Origin of the sequence: Pustulibacterium marinum (assembly GCF_900116665.1) — a bacterium.
GTDB classification, from domain to species: domain Bacteria; phylum Bacteroidota; class Bacteroidia; order Flavobacteriales; family Flavobacteriaceae; genus Pustulibacterium; species Pustulibacterium marinum.
In genome coordinates, this window is the sequence record NZ_FPBK01000013.1 from 1 (window position 1) to 18215 (window position 18215).

Annotated in this window: 15 protein-coding genes; 9 read left to right on the plus strand and 6 right to left on the minus strand. The window is 35.5% G+C overall.

From position 1 onward, the window contains the following. On the plus strand, positions 1-289 hold a 289-nt coding region (gene tnpA, locus BM383_RS14830; RefSeq protein WP_143106438.1), incomplete at its 5' end, for an IS200/IS605 family transposase. Between the two features lie 49 nt (positions 290-338). On the opposite strand, the gene BM383_RS14835 is transcribed toward tnpA, so the two are convergent. Both BM383_RS14835 and BM383_RS14840 read right to left on the minus strand, forming a co-directional pair. Beyond that, positions 339-1703: a DUF5689 domain-containing protein gene (locus tag BM383_RS14835; RefSeq protein ID WP_143106439.1), complete on the minus strand. Its 1365-nt coding sequence runs from the start codon at positions 1701-1703 to the stop codon at positions 339-341. A 27-nt stretch (positions 1704-1730) separates the two neighbouring features. After that, positions 1731-4574 carry a carboxypeptidase-like regulatory domain-containing protein gene (locus BM383_RS14840; RefSeq protein ID WP_093025935.1) on the minus strand — a complete coding sequence of 948 codons (2844 nt, stop codon included), beginning with the start codon at positions 4572-4574 and terminating at the stop codon, positions 1731-1733. Positions 4575-4709: 135 nt separating this feature from the next. Between BM383_RS14840 and BM383_RS14845 the strand changes: the two genes are divergently transcribed. Continuing rightward, entirely contained in the window at positions 4710-5756 is a 1047-nt protein-coding gene (locus BM383_RS14845; protein ID WP_093025936.1) for an endonuclease/exonuclease/phosphatase family protein, read from the plus strand. Positions 5757-5815: 59 nt separating this feature from the next. Here the strand turns inward: BM383_RS14845 and BM383_RS14850 are convergent, their stop codons facing one another. The 4 genes from BM383_RS14850 to BM383_RS14865 form a co-directional block, all read right to left on the minus strand. Then, positions 5816-6478 carry a hypothetical protein gene (locus tag BM383_RS14850; RefSeq protein ID WP_093025937.1) on the minus strand — a complete coding sequence of 221 codons (663 nt, stop codon included), beginning with the start codon at positions 6476-6478 and terminating at the stop codon, positions 5816-5818. A 109-nt stretch (positions 6479-6587) separates the two neighbouring features. After that, a complete protein-coding gene (locus BM383_RS14855; RefSeq protein ID WP_093025938.1) occupies positions 6588-7346 on the minus strand; it encodes a succinate dehydrogenase/fumarate reductase iron-sulfur subunit in 759 nt (252 codons plus the stop codon). A gap of 1 nt (position 7347) precedes the next feature. Next, positions 7348-9363, minus strand: coding sequence for a fumarate reductase/succinate dehydrogenase flavoprotein subunit (locus BM383_RS14860; protein WP_093025939.1), 2016 nt, complete (start codon positions 9361-9363; stop codon positions 7348-7350). A gap of 13 nt (positions 9364-9376) precedes the next feature. After that, positions 9377-10051 carry a succinate dehydrogenase cytochrome b subunit gene (locus tag BM383_RS14865; protein ID WP_093025940.1) on the minus strand — a complete coding sequence of 225 codons (675 nt, stop codon included), beginning with the start codon at positions 10049-10051 and terminating at the stop codon, positions 9377-9379. A gap of 329 nt (positions 10052-10380) precedes the next feature. On the opposite strand from BM383_RS14865, the gene BM383_RS14870 reads away from it, so the two are divergent. The 7 genes from BM383_RS14870 (at position 10381) to BM383_RS14900 (ending at position 18214) form a co-directional block, all read left to right on the plus strand. Then, a complete protein-coding gene (locus BM383_RS14870) occupies positions 10381-11673 on the plus strand; it encodes an aminopeptidase P family protein (protein ID WP_093025941.1) in 1293 nt (430 codons plus the stop codon). A gap of 97 nt (positions 11674-11770) precedes the next feature. Next, entirely contained in the window at positions 11771-12550 is a 780-nt protein-coding gene (locus tag BM383_RS14875; protein ID WP_093025942.1) for an alpha/beta fold hydrolase, read from the plus strand. After that, entirely contained in the window at positions 12550-13044 is a 495-nt protein-coding gene (locus BM383_RS14880) for a GNAT family N-acetyltransferase (RefSeq protein ID WP_093025943.1), read from the plus strand. Before BM383_RS14875 ends, BM383_RS14880 begins: the two co-directional genes overlap by 1 nt. A 120-nt stretch (positions 13045-13164) precedes the next feature. Then, positions 13165-13527 carry a BlaI/MecI/CopY family transcriptional regulator gene (locus tag BM383_RS14885; protein ID WP_093025944.1) on the plus strand — a complete coding sequence of 121 codons (363 nt, stop codon included), beginning with the start codon at positions 13165-13167 and terminating at the stop codon, positions 13525-13527. Positions 13528-13546: 19 nt separating this feature from the next. Next, positions 13547-15100 carry an energy transducer TonB gene (locus BM383_RS14890; protein ID WP_093025945.1) on the plus strand — a complete coding sequence of 518 codons (1554 nt, stop codon included), beginning with the start codon at positions 13547-13549 and terminating at the stop codon, positions 15098-15100. Positions 15101-15112: 12 nt separating this feature from the next. After that, positions 15113-16702 carry a M56 family metallopeptidase gene (locus tag BM383_RS14895; RefSeq protein WP_093025946.1) on the plus strand — a complete coding sequence of 530 codons (1590 nt, stop codon included), beginning with the start codon at positions 15113-15115 and terminating at the stop codon, positions 16700-16702. A gap of 12 nt (positions 16703-16714) precedes the next feature. Further along, a complete protein-coding gene (locus tag BM383_RS14900; RefSeq protein ID WP_245766601.1) occupies positions 16715-18214 on the plus strand; it encodes a M56 family metallopeptidase in 1500 nt (499 codons plus the stop codon). The last annotated feature ends 1 nt before the right edge of the window (position 18215 follow it).

Sequence of the window (18215 nt, forward strand, 5' to 3'; positions counted from 1 at the left end):
TTCAGACAAGAATCACGTTCATTTTCTGTTACAGAGTGTTCCAACCTACAGTCCAACAAAGATTGCCAGAACAATTAAAAGTATCACTGCCCGTGAAATTTTCTCTCAAGCTCCAGGTGTAAAAAGAGCATTATGGGGTGGAGCTTTTTGGGGAAGTGGCTTTTATATTAATACTGTGGGACGGCATAGCAATGAGCAAGTAATAGCTGCATATGTGAAAAACCAAGGTTCTGAAAAGGATTATCAAGTTTTGCATAGAAATAATGACATACAATTAAATCTATTCTAAACTAATGCCTCGGGGCTTGCCCCGAGGATTATTTACTATATTCAGTTTTTTAGTTTTCTCTAAGAGAGAAATTGTCAAGTTCCCAACCAGCTGCGCCAGAAGAATCTGAAGTGTATTTAAATGCTATGTGAACATTGTTTTCAGAAGCATAATCTTCTAAACTAATGTTTCCTGAATTTGTCCAAGAATACCATGTAGATGTATCAGTGTCATAAATTACATCCTCTATTAGTGTCCATGTTGCAGATGCAAAATCAGCTTCGTCACCTGTATAGTCCGTAGAGATATATGTTTCAATTTCGTTACCTGTGTATCTTCTTGCAGTTTCAAAAGACATAGTAATTGGTCCGTATGCAGTTAAATCAAATGAAGGAGTAATTAACCAGTCTTCATTATCTTGAGCGCTTCCTGAATAACCACTAATGTAAGCTGAGTAATCTGGATTTCCATATTGGCTTACATACCAAGTTTGACTACCAACAACACTTACTTGTGTCCATTCTCCAAAACCTTCTGTAAAGTCTTGAGAGTAGATAGTAGAACATCTTCCTTCTGTGAATTGAATATCATCGGTTTCATTAATCATTAAAACATTGTAGTCATCATAATAATCTCTTGCAAAAATACCGGTAATACTTCCTTTGTTTGCTGATGGTACAAGAAGTGATTTAAAATCGGCATAGCTACTTGTGTACAATGTAACGCTACTTCCTGTACAGCTTTCAAAAGTTCTTTCACCTTGGTAAGAATCTGCTTCTTCACCAGCATAGGTTAAACCAAAGTCATCTTCAGAAAGTTGAAGATTTTGTATTTCAACATAAGTACCTAAATCATCTGATGATAGATCGCTAATGCTTTCTACTGTTTTTGGTTCAATAGTAGCTACTTCAGAAGATCTTAAAATTAATCCGTCTTCTGACTCATCAAATTCCCAAGATTCAATCTGTGCTAAATAACCAGATCCATCATCGTGTCCTAAAGCGTAAACACCACTGTCTAAACCTACAGAAAGTCCATTAAGGTGAATCCATATCTTTCTACCAAAATCAAACTTGGTGTAAAGGCTAGCTTCATTGATAAGCAATTTAATACCTCTCTTAGGGTTTTCTGCTGTTCCTTCTGCATTTGGAGTACTTTGAATATAGAACTCTTCGTAGAAGTTCCCTGATTGATCGCTAGAAACAACGTAACCTTCTACATACAATTCTGTGTCATCTTCGAAAGTGGTTATTTCTCCGGCTTGATCATATCTTGCTTGTACCGCTGCGATAGAAGTGGTATCACCTTCAATATCTGTTACGTTGTCATACGATATTGTTGGAGTTTTATAATCTGTGTCCTGTGTACATGCGGCAATAGTTACTGCAACTGCTACTGCCGGTACCAATGTCTTTAAAATTTTAGTTGCTTTCATCATTTTATTATTGTTATAGAATTGAGTTTAGAATCTGAAATATACATTTAAGAAATAAGTTCTTCCACGGCCATACCAGTATTTTGAACCAAATACAGGCGTTTCAAGTGCTTTGTCGTCTCTTAACTGGCGGAAGTTAGCATTACGGCCTTGTTCAAATCCACCACTTTTGTAAACTTCATCAAAAAGGTTGTTGATGCTTGCGAAGAACCCAATGTAGTACTTGTAATTAATTCTCCAAGATTTACCTCCTGTTAAGTTTACAACCATATAAGAGTTGAATTTTTCTTGTTTCAATAACTGTCTTGCTAAATCTTCATCGTAATCATTGAATACTTGGCCATCGTAATCTGTGTAAAAGTTAGCACTTCTTGTTAATGGACTTACATCAATGTATGCGTTAGAGAAGAAGTTGGTTGTAGCTCCAAACCACCAATAATCTGGGTCTCTATATTCAAAACCTACAGAGTAAGCTCTTTGTGGTCCAGTAGCTACTTTATAGTTTTCTAAATATGATTTACCGTAATATCTTTGACCATATTCATCTGTTTCTGTATTAGCTGCAGTTTGGTCACCTAAGCTGTAGTCAATAAAATCTTCAGATGATAAGTATAGATCTGGATTGTTTGTATAGATGCTTTCCATTACAGTTGCAGCACCTTTCAATTTAATGGTTGGTGTTATTTGTGCTTCTACACCAAGTTCCATACCTACATTTCTTTTGTCAACTCCTTTTAAGATCTCTTGTAAAAAAGCAGTATTATCACCACCAATACCATCTGCATAGTAGAAAGATATTTCATTTGCATTTTCTATGGTATTGTAGTACCCGGTTAATCTTGCTTTAATAGATGTTAAGCGCATGATATAACTAGCATCAAAAGATGTAATGATTTCTTCTGAAATATCTGGAACTACATTGTTGTTTTCTCTAGAGTTTGAATAGGTGTTGCTTATAGAAGGTGCTTGTGTAGCATACGAACCATTGAAGTCTAATAGGTGGCGTCCTGTAATTTTATAGGTTAATCCGGCTTTTCCACCTACACCTGTAAAGTTTAATTTGTCTCCTTTACCCAAAGAGTTGTTTGGGAAAGCTCCATTTTGATACAATCCTTCTCTCTGGTATGTGGTATTAGTTACGGTTACTGCACCAAAGAAATCTACTTTGTTGTATTTGAATTGTGCTTGAGCAAAACCACCAATCACATCAGAATAGATGTTGTAGTTGTATTTAAATTTATCACCAACCCCTACAATTCTGTCTGGATTTAATAAATTGTTTTGAGCTGCATCAGGATTGTTTGTCAAATCATCTGCAAAGTTATCAACATCTAAATATCCGGTTCCACCCAATAAATCTGTTAATTCAGCAAAATTCTGAGATTTTAAATGCTTGTAGTTTGCAGCAGCATTAATGATGATGTTTTCAGAAATGTCCGACTTAAAAATAGAGTTTGCAGTGATGGTGTTGTTATCACTTCTATCTTCGTAAAGGGCGTATACCGCATTTTTTCCATTTACTGCAGCAGAAAAGTTAGCGTAGTACAAAGCATCCCAATCAAGTTGCCCGTCTTCTACAAATTCTTTTTCAGCAAAGTATGCATTTTCATATTCCGGTGTGTCAAATCTTAAGAAATAACTTGGTAAATTTTGATAGTATGCCGGGCTTGGGTTAGATCCATTACCTGAGTAATATGACTGTCCGTTTGCTGTAACTTTATCGGTTCCACCATAATCGATACGGCTGTTACCCATTTTTCCAAATTGATACGCTACATTGGTATTTAAAGTAGTATTTTCACTTAGATTCCAATAGTGGTTCAACATGAAAATTGGTTCTTGGATATCTCTTACTCTTGAGTTTCTCTTTTCCCCTTTATAGTATCCCCAATATTCATTATATCTGATACCTTTTAGGTCATAAACTTCCTGTGTATTTGGCGAAGATTTACCTCTACGGTTTGGCGCGTAGATTCCTGTGAAGTTTAAGCTGTGATCATCGTTAAATTTATACTCTACAGATGCCATGAAAGAGTTCGCATCATAAAAAGAACCTCTATTAAAGCCTTCGTCTCCCCATCTTCTGGAAGCAGCTAATGTGAATGCCCAACCGCTTTGCATTAAACCGGTAGAGTAGCTCATGATAGTTCTATTGTTGTAACTACGGTCTGAGTTTGAGTATGTGATTCTAAACCCTGGTCTGTAACGTGAAGCTCTTAGGTTTATGTTTGTAGTACCTATTAAGCCACCAAAAGAGTAATCAGATGGGGTTAAACCATTGGTAAACTCCTGGTTTCTCATGACATCATTTAAACCTCCCCAGTTACCCCATTGTGGTCTTCCGTTGTAAAGTTTGTTCATTTCAATACCGTTTAAAAGAACTTTTCCGTTATCGGTATTCAAACCACGAACTCTAAAGAACGATTGGCTAAACTCAAAAGCGGCAGTGTTTAAATAAACATCACGGGAAGACTGTAAAAGTCCAGATGTTACGTCTGCGCCGTTACCTTCATCGGTAAGGCTACTTTCGGTTAAAGAAATAAGGTTGCTGGTTTGTTCTTCGGTAATATCTGGTTCTAGAAAAATCATTCCTAAATCCAATCCTTCAGAAGTAATTTCAACCGGTAATACCTGTTGAAGAAACCCTTCTGTAGCAATAATGATTACCTGACTTCCGGTTGGTACATCTGTAAGTTCAAACATACCATCGTCATTCGTTAGTGTAGAAAGTGTAGTCCCGTCTAATGTTACGGTTACACTTGCAAGCGGTTCTTTTCCTTGAGTGTCTACTACAATACCTTTTACAGAAGAGTTCTGTGCAAAGGCTACTGAAGCAAAAACGCTAAAGAACAGTGCTAAGAATTTTCTCATAAATACAAGTTAATTTTAAGAACGTTAAATCATAAATAAATGTTAACGCGGCAAATGTACATACTTTTAAAAGAAATCTGTACTTTTGAATCCTTTTTTGTTTTGAATACAACAATTTGATAACACAAATAGTAAATGAAGTTTCAACGTATTTTAATTTTAGTATTAGTAATTTTTTCTGTGGCAGTGAATGCACAGGAGAAAAGCTATAAAGTGAGAACCATTGCTTTCTACAATGTAGAAAACCTTTTTGATACCATAAATAATCCTAATAAATATGATGATGACCGAACTCCTACGGGGAAAGATCATTGGACATCTGCTATTTATAAAGATAAGATTAAAAACATGGCAAGGGTAATTGCAGATATAGGGGCGGATGTTACAGGATCTGCACCCGATATATTGGGAGTTGCCGAGATAGAAAACGAAGCTGTTTTGGTAGATTTAATAAGTGATCCACAATTGAAACCTTTCAATTATGGGATAGTTCATTTTGAATCTCCAGATGAGCGTGGAATTGATGTAGCTCTATTGTACAAAAAAAATATATTTACGCCATTGTCTTTTGATAACATTCCATTGCATTTGAAGGATGATGACGGTAGTAATGATTACACACGTGATCAATTATTGGTTACCGGTATTTTAGATGATGAACAGATTAGTTTTATTGTAAATCACTGGCCATCTAGAAGTGGAGGAGAAGCAGCAAGTAGACCAAAGCGCGAAGCAGCAGCTGCATTAAATAAAACAATTATTGATTCGTTGCAGAAGATCAATGCCGATGCAAAAATCATTAGTATGGGAGATTTAAACGATGATCCTACAAACTCTAGTATGAAAACTGTTTTAAAAACCAAGGCAAAACCACACAAAGCAAAAGGCTTAGATTTATATAACCCTATGGAGGAAATGTTGAAGAAAGGCTTGGGATCTTTGGCGTACAGAGATGGTTGGAATTTGTTTGATCAAATCTTTTTTACAGCAAACTTATTGAATAAAGAAGATATGACTAGTTACCGTTACTGGCAGGCGCATATTTATAACAAGCGTTATTTAATACAAAAAGACGGGCGTTACAAAGGATATCCGTTCCGTAGTTATTCAAACGGAAATTATACGGGGGGTTACAGTGATCACTTTCCTGTATATATTTATTTGATAAAAGAGGCGAAGTAATTCGTTTACAGATATACATTAAAAGGGCTTTAGTTAATTAACTAAAGCCTTTTTTAATACTATAATTTGAGGCATTGCTCAATGATAAGATCTATCTCTTCAAATTTTATTTTATACGACCCTATTCGTTTCACAAAGTCTGGATACTCATTAAAAAATTTCACTAAATTTTTTCGTGTTCTTCCTTTCTGATAAGCGGATTTTATTGTACTGCAGATGATAACTGCATTATCTGTATCGGCTTTTTTAAATAAATAAGGCATATCTCCAAAATGGATACTCCCTTGTTTTTCCACAAAATAAAATTTGTTATCTCCGCTGATATAATATTTTTGAGAAGCCTTTAAGAGAGTTAGATTTTCACTAGAAGCTAAGGCTACCATCCATACTTTTTCATTAGAAATCTTCTCTGAGTTCTTTCCGTAAAATCTAGTAAAATAATTTCTTTCAAATATGATTTCTTTATTGGGTAGGTTGAAAATTAATTTAGCTAATCTTTCAGAATCTATTTGTTCTTCAGTTGCATTTTCGGATGATTTGAAGTCTATATTTTCTTTTCTTGGTCCTCTTGGACAAACCGCAAATCCTTTTTGAATTGTTCCGTTTTCAAATTCAATTACCGCAGGGAAATATTCTCTGTTGGCGCTGTTTACTGGTCCCCCAAATTGTGCAGAGGTGGTAACAGCTGTTAAGAATAAAATTAATAGTAGTAGTTTGTTCATAGTAATGTAGGTTTATTACTATAAATATAAGTAAAGATTATTAACGTGCATAAAAAAGAGCGCAATTAAGCGCTCTTCTTCTATATGTATATATGTTAAAACTGTTATCTTAAGACTTTGCTACACTTGCAGCAAGGTATTCACGGTTCATTCTTGCAATGTTTTCTAAAGAAATTCCTTTAGGACATTCAACCTCACAAGCTCCGGTATTGGTACAGTTACCAAAACCTTCTAAATCCATTTGTTTTACCATGTTCATTACACGTTCTGTAGCTTCTACGCGTCCTTGTGGTAATAAGGCGAATTGAGAAACTTTTGCAGAAGTAAACAACATTGCACTTGCATTTTTACAAGCAGCAACACACGCACCACAACCAATACAAGTAGCAGCATCCATAGCTTTGTCTGCAGCTTCTTTACTAATTGGAATAGCGTTTGCATCTTGCGTATTACCAGAAGTATTTACAGAAATGTAACCACCTGCCTGCTGAATTCTTTCAAAAGCAGTACGGTCTACAATTAAATCTTTAATTACAGGGAAGGCAGCAGCTCTCCATGGCTCAATTACAATGGTATCTCCGTCGTTAAACATACGCATGTGTAACTGGCAGGTAGTAATACCTCTGTCGGGTCCGTGAGGTTCTCCGTTGATTTGTAACGAACACATACCGCAGATACCTTCTCTACAGTCGTGATCAAATGCAACAGGTTCTTCACCTTTAGCAACTAAACCTTCGTTTAATACGTCCATCATTTCCAGAAAAGACATATGTTCTGAGATATCAGTAACTTTATAATCGACCATTTGACCCTTAGCATTCGAGTCTTTCTGTCTCCAAATTTTAAGTGTTAAATTCATAATGTCTATCTTATTTGTATGAACGTTGTTTTAGTTCAATATCTTTAAATTCTAATTGTTCTTTGTGTAATACGGCGTCACTTGGTTCCCCTTTGTATTCCCAAGCAGCAACATATGCATATTCTGCATCGTTACGTTTTGCTTCTCCTTTTTGTTCTCCATCTTGCTCAACAGATTCTTCACGGAAGTGACCTCCACAAGATTCGTTTCTGTTTAAGGCATCCATGGCAAATAATTCACCTAACTCTAAGAAGTCAGCTACACGACCTGCTTTCTCTAATTCCGGATTCAATTCGTTAGCTCCTCCAGGAACTTTAACGTCTTTCCAGAACTCTTCGCGCAATGCTTTAATTTCAGCAATTGCTTCTTTCAATCCTTTTTCGTTACGAGCCATACCTACTTTATCCCACATGATTTTTCCTAATTTCTTGTGGTAGTAGTCTACAGAGTGTTTTCCTTCGTTATTAATAAAGAAATTGATGCGATCTTTAACTTCTTTCTCAGCTTCGTCAAACTCAGGAGTATCTGTTGGGATTTTTCCGGTTCTAATTTCGTGAGATAGATAATCACCAATAGTGTAAGGCAATACAAAATAACCATCGGCCAAACCTTGCATTAAGGCTGAAGCCCCTAAACGGTTAGCACCGTGGTCAGAGAAGTTAGCTTCACCAATACAGTACAATCCGTCAACGGTTGTCATCAAATTATAATCAACCCAAACACCACCCATGGTATAGTGCGTTGCAGGATAAATCATCATTGGAGTTTTGTATGGATTCTCATCTACGATTTTTTCGTACATCTGGAATAAGTTACCATACTTAGCTTCAACAATCGCTTTTCCTAAGTCGTAAATCTTTTGTTTACTTGGGTTGGAAATATTATGAATTTTTGCCTGCTCTTTTCCGTAACGTTCAATCGCAGAAGCAAAGTCTAAGTAAACAGCTTCTCCTGTTGCGTTAACTCCGTAACCAGCATCACAACGTTCTTTTGCAGCTCTGGATGCAACGTCACGAGGAACTAAATTACCAAATGCAGGATATCTTCTTTCTAAGTAGTAATCTCTATCTTCTTCAGCAATTTGAGTAGGCTTAATTTCTCCTTTTTGAAGTTTTTTAGCGTCCTCTAATTTTTTAGGAACCCAAATTCTACCATCGTTACGAAGTGATTCAGACATCAATGTTAATTTTGACTGATAATCACCGGTACGTGGAATACAAGTTGGGTGAATTTGTGTAAAACATGGGTTGGCAAAGAAAGCTCCTTTTTTGTGGATTTTCCAAGCTGCCGTAGCGTTAGATCCCATGGCGTTTGTAGAAAGGAAGTATACATTACCATAACCTCCGGTAGCAATAACCACAGCGTGTGCTGAATGTCTTTCAATTTCTCCGGTTACTAAGTTACGGGCAATAATACCACGAGCTTTTCCGTCGATTTTTACAACATCAAGCATTTCATGTCTGTTGAACATTTCGATTTTACCACGAGCAATTTGGCGGTTCATTGCCGAGTATGCTCCTAATAATAACTGTTGTCCGGTTTGACCTTTAGCGTAGAAAGTTCTAGAAACTAATACCCCACCAAACGAACGGTTGTCTAACAATCCGCCGTAATCACGAGCAAAAGGAACCCCTTGTGCTACACACTGGTCAATAATATTTGCCGAAACTTCTGCTAAACGGTATACGTTAGCTTCACGAGAACGGTAATCTCCACCTTTAACCGTGTCGTAAAATAAACGGTAGTTAGAGTCACCATCGCCCATATAGTTTTTAGCGGCGTTGATACCCCCTTGAGCAGCAATAGAGTGTGCTCTACGAGGAGAATCTTGGTAAGCAAATGCTTTTACATTATATCCTAATTCTGCAAGGGTTGCAGCAGCAGAACCCCCTGCTAATCCGGTACCCACTACAATAACATCAATGTGACGCTTGTTAGCCGGGTTTACCAAATTGATTTTATCTTTATAAGTAGTCCATTTATCTTTAATAGGACCCTTTGGTACTTTTGAATCTAAAATTGCCATACTGAATCTAATTTTAATGGGTAAAGTGGTGGTACAATGCAATAAAAATAAATCCTAAAGGAATTACAATTGCGTAAATGTTTCCTAGTTTAACAATAACGTTGCGAAACTTGCGAATACCCACCGATTGGAATGCAGACTGAAATCCGTGAAGCAAGTGAAGTGAAAGCAAAACAAAACTGATGCAGTATAGCGCAACACGCCAAATATCAGCAAATTTATCATGCATCTCTTCATAATATCTTAAATGCTCGGTTCCTAGAATTAAACCACTCATGTCACCATCTACATACTTAACAGTGATTTCGTGTACCCAGAAGTCGTAGAAGTGTAATCCTAAAAATGCTAAAATCACAGCACCACTAACTAACATGTTTCTGGACATCCAAGAAGCATTTTCGCTTCCGCTGTATTTTGAATATTTTACAGGTCTTGCCGCTTTGTTTTTAGCTTCAAGAACAAATCCCATTACAAAGTGAAAAACAACACCAATAATTAAAATTGGTTGCATTAAAAACTGTATTAATGGGTTAGTACCCATAAAATGGGATGCTTCGTTGAAAACATCTTCACTAAATACAGAAATAAAATTCACAGAAAAATGGAGTAACAGGAAGATTAGAAGGAAAAATGCCGAAAGAGCCATGGCTACCTTCCTTGCTATTGATGATTTTAATAATCCGCTCATTGGTTATAAATTTTGTTACACAAAAATAGAGTACAGGGTTTTTATTAACAAAACTTTGATGCTTATTTACTACCTATTTCAGCTATTTAGAATGAGTTTAAAAAGATGTGCAATACGGTATTCTCAAACGTTATAATTCGGGATGTTTTATTGTGGAGGATTTGTAGCTTCGTTAAAATGATATATGTCATTACCGTTTTTAATTTTACAAGTAAACTTTGTGGGTTTATGTATATTGAAATAAGCCATCTTAACAGATTTTAGCATCTATTCTCGGGCGTTTCAGTCACAAATCAATACTTTTGTTAGAAATTAAAAATTCATATTCAATGAAATACTTTCCAATAAGTAATCAATTATTTATAAAGAATAGAGCAAAATTTACAGCAGCTATGAAACCAAAGAGTTTAGCTGTTTTTAATGCTAATGATATTTACCCAATTGGAGCCGATAGTACGCTTCCATTTGAACAAAATAGAGATCTTTTTTACTTGAGTGGTGTAGACCAAGAAGAGAGTATCTTATTATTATTTCCAGATAGCGTAGATCCAAAACATAAAGAAGTTTTATTTGTTCGAGAAACCAATGAACACATAGCTATTTGGGAAGGTGAAAAATTAACCAAAGAAGCCGCTACTGAAACAAGTGGTGTTGAAACAGTATATTGGTTAACCGATTTTGAAAAAGTTTTTCACGAATTAATGTGCGAAGCAGAGCTTGTTTATTTTAACACAAATGAACATTACAGACAGTCTGTAGAAACCGAAACACGTGAAGATCGTTTCATTCAATGGTGCAAAAAGAAATATCCGGCACATCCGTTTGCAAAATCAAATCAAATTTTACAAAATGCCAGAGGCGTTAAAGAGCCGGAAGAATTGGCATTGATCAAAAATGCGTGTAGCATTACCGAAAAAGGTTTCAAACGTGTATTACAGTTTGTAAAACCTGGTGTGATGGAATATGAGATTGAAGCTGAATACATGCATGAATTCTTAAGAAATCGCTCTAGAGGTTTTGCCTATACACCCATTGTAGCTTCTGGTTTCAATGCCAATGTGCTTCACTACATTCAAAACAATCAGGAATGTAAAGATGGCGATATGTTATTGATGGATGTTGGTGCAGAATACGCTAATTATGCTAGTGATATGACGCGTACTATTCCTGTAAACGGTCGTTTTACAGACCGTCAAAAAGAAGTGTACAATGCTGTTTTAAGAGTGAAAGACGAAGCAACAAAAATGTTGGTTCCAGGTACTATGTGGGCAGAGTATCATGTGGAAGTTGGAAAAATAATGACTTCGGAATTATTAGGACTTGGATTGCTAGACAAGGCTGACGTTCAAAATGAAGATCCTGCTTGGCCGGCTTATAAAAAGTACTTTATGCACGGTACAAGTCACCATATGGGATTAGATACGCATGATTACGGAGCATTGAAAACTCCTATGAAGGCTAATATGGTATTTACAGTTGAGCCAGGGATTTATATTCCGGGTGAAAATATGGGAATCCGTTTAGAGGATGATATGGTAATTCAAGAAAACGGAGCACCTATCAATTTAATGGAAAATATTCCACTAACTGTTGAAGAAATAGAAGAGTGGATGAATAAATAATATACATGTGCTAATGCTAGAAAGCTATCTTAAACAACGTACTTCCTTTATCATTTTTCGTTTAAGATAGCTTTCTTTATTTTTAAGAAACTTCTTTATGCCACAACTTATATATCAAAACAAGAACGTACATTACCAAACTTCCGGCAGCGGAAAAGTAGTTGTATTACTGCATGGATTTTTAGAGTCGCTTAAAATTTGGAATTCATTTTCAGCAGAGCTTTCTAAAGATTATCAAGTAATTGCTATTGATTTACCGGGGCATGGAACAACTGATGTTTTTGCAGAAGTTCATACCATGGAGTTTATGGCAGCAGTGGTTCATGAAGTTTTGGTTGCCGAAAATATCTTGAAGGCAGCATTCATCGGGCATTCCATGGGAGGTTATGTGGCATTAGCATTTCTGAAAAATTATCCTGATTTGGTTTCTCACTTAATGCTGTTCAATTCATCAGCGTCTGAAGATTCCGAAGAGAAAAAGCAAAATCGTGACCGTGGAATAAAAGTGGTACAGCAGATGCCTGAAAATTTCATAAGCATGGGAGTCATGAATCTGTTTTCTGAAGATCATAAGAAAACATTTGCACCTGAGATTGCTACATTAAAAGAGCAAGCATTGCAAACGCCGGTTGCTGGAGTTATTGCTGCGCTTGCCGGAATGAAACTGCGAAAAGCTTCGGTTCAAACGCTTAAAGAAGCCAGTATTGTGAAACACTACATTATAGGAAACCAAGATCCTACCATTCAAGTAGCAGAAATTCTTGATCAGGCAGATGAAGTGGAAGCAGACACTACAGTAGTTGCGGGCGGACACATGAGCTACATAGAAAATAAGGACGAAGCCTTGCAAGCTATTTTATCATTCTTGGCAAAGTAATGATGGTTCGGTTATTAGAAACAGAACATAGTAAGGAAGCTTTTGAAATCATTCAAGCGGTTGTGAGTCAAATCCGCGAGCGAAACCTAGATCAATGGGATGAATTGTATCCAACTCAGCAAATTATCATCAACGATATTTCGCAACAACATGCCTACGGTTATTTTCTAGATGAAAAACTTGTGGGGTATATGGCACTGAACGAAGCGTATGATGTGGAATATGACGAAGTGCCGTGGAAAACTACGGGGAAATTTCTGGTAGTACATCGGTTATCTGTGCATCCAAATGTTCAGAAAGTGGGTGTGGCCAAAGCTATGATGCAGGCTGTAGAAACGATTGCGCTAGAAAATAATTACGATTGTCTTCGGTTTGATTGCTTCACCAAAAATGATATTGCAAATCAATTCTACCAAAAATTAGGATTCGAAAGTCCGGGAAATGTCTTTTTTAGAAAAGGAGAATTTTACTGCTACGAGAAGCAATTGCGATAGTTTGTAAGAATTCGATTTAATAAACATCAATATTTTTTTAAATTTATCAACTAAAAAATTAGTTTAAACTAAATAATTAGTTATATTTGATCTGTTGAAACTAAAAAATTAGTTGAAAAAATGAAGCAACTTACAAAAGCTGAAGAAGAGATCATGCATGTTTTATGGCAGTTGAGCGTAGCTACTGTAAATCAAATTATTGATGAATTACCAGAACCGAAACCAAAGTACAATACGGTTTCTACCATTGTTCGTATCTTAGAGGGGAAAGGGTTTGTAGATCACGAACAAGAAGGTAAGGGATATAAATATTTCCCGCTGGTAAAAAAATCAGATTACAGCAATCAAAGCTTAACCAAATTGGTAGATAACTACTTTCAAGGTTCATTTAAAAGTATGGTCTCTTTCTTTATGAAGAAAAACGATATTAGCCTTCGCGAGATGGAAGAAATTTTAAAACATGTAGAAGACGAAGAAAAATAACCACTAAAAACCATTTGCTATGCTACCATATATACTTCTTGTTATTGCGGGGCAAACCATGTTTTTGCTGTTGTATGATGTGTTACTAAAAAAGTCGACTTTTTTCAATAGTAACAGAGCGTATCTTTTAATTACATCGGCATTGTCTTTTGTATTGCCGTTATTGAAATTTCAATTTTTTGAAAATTCAGTTCCGGAAGTGATTCGAATTACTACCTACACAAAAAATGAAACTCAGGTGGTTTTGTTAGATGGTATTACGCTTACCGCAAAATCAAATGTTTCATTTTGGTCTCAACTAGGTACATGGGAGTGGGTTTTTATAGCAGGTTGTTTGGTGAGTTTAGTTGTGTTCAGCTTCAAATTATATAAATTATTCAAACTGAAGTTTGGTGGAAAAAAAGTGGTTCATGGTACGTTTACCGAGATCATAATTCCGAAATCTTCTGTAGCTTTTTCCTTTTTTCATTGGATGTTTTTAGGGGAAAAAGTAAAGCAAAAACCATTCTCGCATATTGTTGCGCATGAGTTGGTTCACATTCAACAAAAACATAGCTGGGATCTTTTGTATTTCGAGATATTGCGCGTTGTATGCTGGTTTAATCCGCTAGTATATATGTATCAAAATCGCATTGCGGAATTACACGAGTTCATTGCCGATAGTAAAACGTCTCAACAGAACAAGAAAGAACATTATCAGCAATTGTTACAAGAAGTATTTCAAACAGAGAATATTTCCTTCATCAATCAATTTTTCAATCATTCATTAATCAAAAAACGAATTGTTATGTTACAAAAATCAAATTCTAAAAAGAGAGAATTACTTAACTATAGTTTCCTGTTACCAACTATTGTGGCGTTACTTTGGTATTCATCGTCCGTTGGACAAGAAAAAGAAACGGCTAATCATCTTGAAGAAAAAATAGTAGTGGGTTATGCCACGGAAAAGGAAGCAACCTCTGCTAAACCAACGTCTGACCTCAAAGAAATTGTAGTAGAAGGTTATGCCGAACCAAAGACAGAAAAGTCGGTGGTAGAAGCAAATCCGATGGAAGAAGTAATTGTAGAAGGTTACGAAAAACCAGTACAGGAAAAGCAAGAAGGAGTGAAAGTAGTTGGGTTTTCTACTGAAAAAGTACCTGTGAAAACGACTAAAGTGGTAACTATGCCAGAACTTGTGGTAATGGGATATCCAAAGGAAGCAACTGCACAAACAGATTCTGTAATTCCGTTCATATTGGCTAAAGTGAAACCAGCTTTTAAAGGATATGAAAATACCGAAAATCCTACCGAAACTTTTGAAGAACGTTTGAATGATCATGTTCGCCGTGTATTTACCTATCCGAAGGAAGCTCAAGAGAATAATGAACAGGGTAGAATACAAGTGAAGTTTCAGATCATGGAATCTGGAAAAGTAAAAGTGATTGAAACCGTTGGGAAATCGGTATTACTCAGTCAGGAGGCAAAACGAATTATAGAATCGTTGCCAGAATTAATTCCGGCGAAAGACGACAACGGAAATGTGATTACCGTTCAATATGCGTATCCCATTGTTTTTGTATTAGCTCAATAAAAATTAGTAAATATGTTGCAGTACCTTGTTTTATCCATAGCGTGTCAAGTGTTGTTTTTATTGTTGTACGATGTATTCTTAAAAAAAGAAACATTCTTCAACAGCAATAGAGCGTATTTGTTATTTACACCGCTAATCTCATTGGTATTGCCATTGATACACATACCAAATTTTGGTAAAATAGTTCCAAGAGCTTTTGTGTTGCCGAAACTAGAAGTTGCAACAACTTCAGAAAGTGTAGTTCAACTACAAGAAGTTGTGGTTACAGGCGAAAGTTCACAAAATTTATGGAGTCAAATAACTGCTGTTGAGCTTGTGTTTATAATTGGAGTGCTTTTAAGTTTTTCTTATTTTCTTTTCAAAATCATCAGTATTTCAAAGCTTAAAGAACGAGGAACTATAAAATGGAAATTCGGGTTTTACGAAGTAACCATTCCAAAATCAAATATTGCCTTTTCATTCTTCAATAACATGTTTCTGGGAGAAGAGGTAAAGCAGAAAAATCATGATCATATCATAGCGCACGAGTTGGTACATATTCAGCAAAAACATAGTTGGGATTTGCTGTATTTTGAAGTGTTTCGTATTGTTTTTTGGTTCAATCCATTAGTATACATGTATCAAAAACGAATTACGGAATTACACGAATTTATTGCCGATAGAAAAACGTCTCAACAAAACAAGAAAGAACACTATCAGCAATTATTACAAGAAGTATTTCAAACCGAAAATATCTCATTTATCAATCAATTTTTCAATCAATCATTAATCAAAAAACGAATCAAAATGTTACAAAAATCAAATTCAAAGAAAAGAGAACTTTTCAAATATGTATTAATCATTCCAATGCTTGCCGGAATTTTAGCTTATACCGCTGCTTGCTCGCAAGACGAAACCGAGACGATTACACAAGAAGAAACAGCTGAGGTTTCAGAAAAAGCTTTAAAGCTTCAGTATTTAAAAGAAATCCAAGACAAAGTAGCTGCCGGAGAAAATATACATGATCTTATGGTTGCTTTTATGAAGATAGAAGATAAAGGAGAAAATGTTCCCTCTACATTTGAAGAACATTGTTACCAGTCTATGTTATTGTATGTAATGGCAGATAAAATGAGGTTGGAAGAAGATAAAAAGGAGGAGATTAAAGAAAGTCTATTTAATAGTACTTATGACGAATATCTAGTACGTTTTAATTCTGAAAAGAAGTTTAACACAGCAAAAGAAGTTACCTATTTTGACGACGATTATGCCGATGCAACTCCGTTTACTAGGGTAGCGAAGAAACCTGTTTTTAAGGGTTGCGAAAATGCTGTTGATGCAAGTGAATGTTTCAAAACCAAATTAGATGCTTTTATAGCCGCCAATTTTAAATATCCTGAGTCTGCAAAAGCAGAAGGAATTCAAGGAAGACAATACGTAATGTTTACCATTGGAACAGATGGAAATGTGCATGTAAGTGGTTTAAGAGGAAATGATGAGCGTTTGGAACAAGAAGCAAAACGCTTGATTGAAGCACTACCAACAATGATCCCGGGAGAAGATGCTAATGGAAATAAAGTTCCGGTAACTTTTGCATACCCAATTGTTTTTAAACTTTCATAAACACATAATTCTATGATACAGTACCTACTTTTAGTAATCGCGTGCCAAGTGCTCTTTTTAGCACTGTATGATCTGTTCTTAAAAAAAGAAACCTTTTTCAATGTGAATAGAGCATATTTGTTGTTAACGCCATTACTTTCTTTGGTACTGCCATTCATAAAAATTTCCAACTTTGGAGGAATAATTCCAAGAGCTTTGATTTTACCAAAGTTTGATGTAGCGCAAACGAATATTGAAGTGATTCAACTTTCGGAAGTTGTTATCTCGGGCCAACAAACTCAAGATTTTTGGTCGCAAGTTTCACCGTTACAAATTATTGCTGTAGTGGGAATGTTGTTTAGTTTGCTATTTTTCTTTTTCAAACTAGGAAAAATCTTTGAACTGAAAAATCATGGAAAGATTCAGTGGAAAAAGTATTTCTACGAGGTAACCATTCCAAAATCAAATATTGCTTTTTCCTTTTTTAATAATATGTTTTTAGGAGAAGAAGTAAAGCAAAAAAATCATGATCATATCATAGCGCACGAATTGGTACATATTCAGCAAAAACATAGCTGGGATTTACTGTATTTTGAAGTGTTTCGTATTGTTTTTTGGTTCAATCCATTAGTATACATGTATCAAAAACGAATTACGGAATTACACGAATTTATAGCCGATAGAAAAACGTCTCAACAAAATAAGAAAGAACACTATCAGCAATTATTACAAGAAGTATTTCAAACCGAAAATATTTCGTTCACCAATCAATTTTTCAATCAATCATTAATCAAAAAACGAATCAAAATGTTACAAAAATCAAATTCAAAGAAAAGAGAACTTTTCAAATATATCTTAATCATTCCTATGCTTGCGGGAATTATGGTATACACTTCAGCCTGTAATCAAGAAGAAACTACAGAAGTTGTGACTTCTGAAAATTTAACGGATGCAGAGTTGATGCATAAAATAGCATTAGAAAATAACATTTCAGAAGAGGCTGAGGCAAAATTACAGGTGTTTATCAAAAGTGAAAAAATGGTAACGTATATTAATACTTCTGAAATGGAAAAGGAAGAAATGTATAGGTTTCTTGTTTCTACTTATTTAGAATTTCAAGAGCAAGGAGATTTGCCTACAGTAGAAACCAGAACAGTTTCTGATTATACTACAAAAGATGCTTCTGTAAATGTAGATGTGCCATTTACAATTGTAGAAAAAAGACCTGCTTTTAAAGGTTTTGAAAATCAATCTGCTGCAGTTTTCAAAGAACAGTTAGATAAACACGTACGTACAACATTTCAATATCCGGCCGATGCTCAAGCAGATGGTGTTCAAGGTAGAGTGTATATAAATTTTAGAATTAATACAGATGGTTCCGTTAGCGTTATAGGATCTCGTGGCCCAGACAAACGTTTAGAAGCAGAAGCAGAACGTATTATAAATGCGTTACCAGCATTTGTGCCGGGTGAGCAAAGAGGCGAAGTAGTTCCGGTAACTTTTGCGTATCCAATTGTTTTTAAACTAAGCTAAA

Excerpts from the sequence above, each read along its gene's own strand:
- BM383_RS14850 (WP_093025937.1), bottom strand. The coding sequence starts at position 6,478 with ATGAACAAACTACTACTATTAATTTTATTCTTAACAGCTGTTACCACC.
- BM383_RS14890 (WP_093025945.1), top strand. The coding sequence starts at position 13,547 with ATGCTACCATATATACTTCTTGTTATTGCGGGGCAAACCATGTTTTTG.
- BM383_RS14840 (WP_093025935.1), bottom strand. The coding sequence starts at position 4,574 with ATGAGAAAATTCTTAGCACTGTTCTTTAGCGTTTTTGCTTCAGTAGCC.
- BM383_RS14860 (WP_093025939.1), bottom strand. The coding sequence starts at position 9,363 with ATGGCAATTTTAGATTCAAAAGTACCAAAGGGTCCTATTAAAGATAAA.
- BM383_RS14885 (WP_093025944.1), top strand. The coding sequence starts at position 13,165 with ATGAAGCAACTTACAAAAGCTGAAGAAGAGATCATGCATGTTTTATGG.
- BM383_RS14900 (WP_245766601.1), top strand. The coding sequence starts at position 16,715 with ATGATACAGTACCTACTTTTAGTAATCGCGTGCCAAGTGCTCTTTTTA.
- BM383_RS14845 (WP_093025936.1), top strand. The coding sequence starts at position 4,710 with ATGAAGTTTCAACGTATTTTAATTTTAGTATTAGTAATTTTTTCTGTG.
- BM383_RS14865 (WP_093025940.1), bottom strand. The coding sequence starts at position 10,051 with ATGAGCGGATTATTAAAATCATCAATAGCAAGGAAGGTAGCCATGGCT.
- BM383_RS14895 (WP_093025946.1), top strand. The coding sequence starts at position 15,113 with ATGTTGCAGTACCTTGTTTTATCCATAGCGTGTCAAGTGTTGTTTTTA.
- BM383_RS14880 (WP_093025943.1), top strand. The coding sequence starts at position 12,550 with ATGATGGTTCGGTTATTAGAAACAGAACATAGTAAGGAAGCTTTTGAA.
- BM383_RS14835 (WP_143106439.1), bottom strand. The coding sequence starts at position 1,703 with ATGAAAGCAACTAAAATTTTAAAGACATTGGTACCGGCAGTAGCAGTT.
- BM383_RS14870 (WP_093025941.1), top strand. The coding sequence starts at position 10,381 with ATGAAATACTTTCCAATAAGTAATCAATTATTTATAAAGAATAGAGCA.
- BM383_RS14875 (WP_093025942.1), top strand. The coding sequence starts at position 11,771 with ATGCCACAACTTATATATCAAAACAAGAACGTACATTACCAAACTTCC.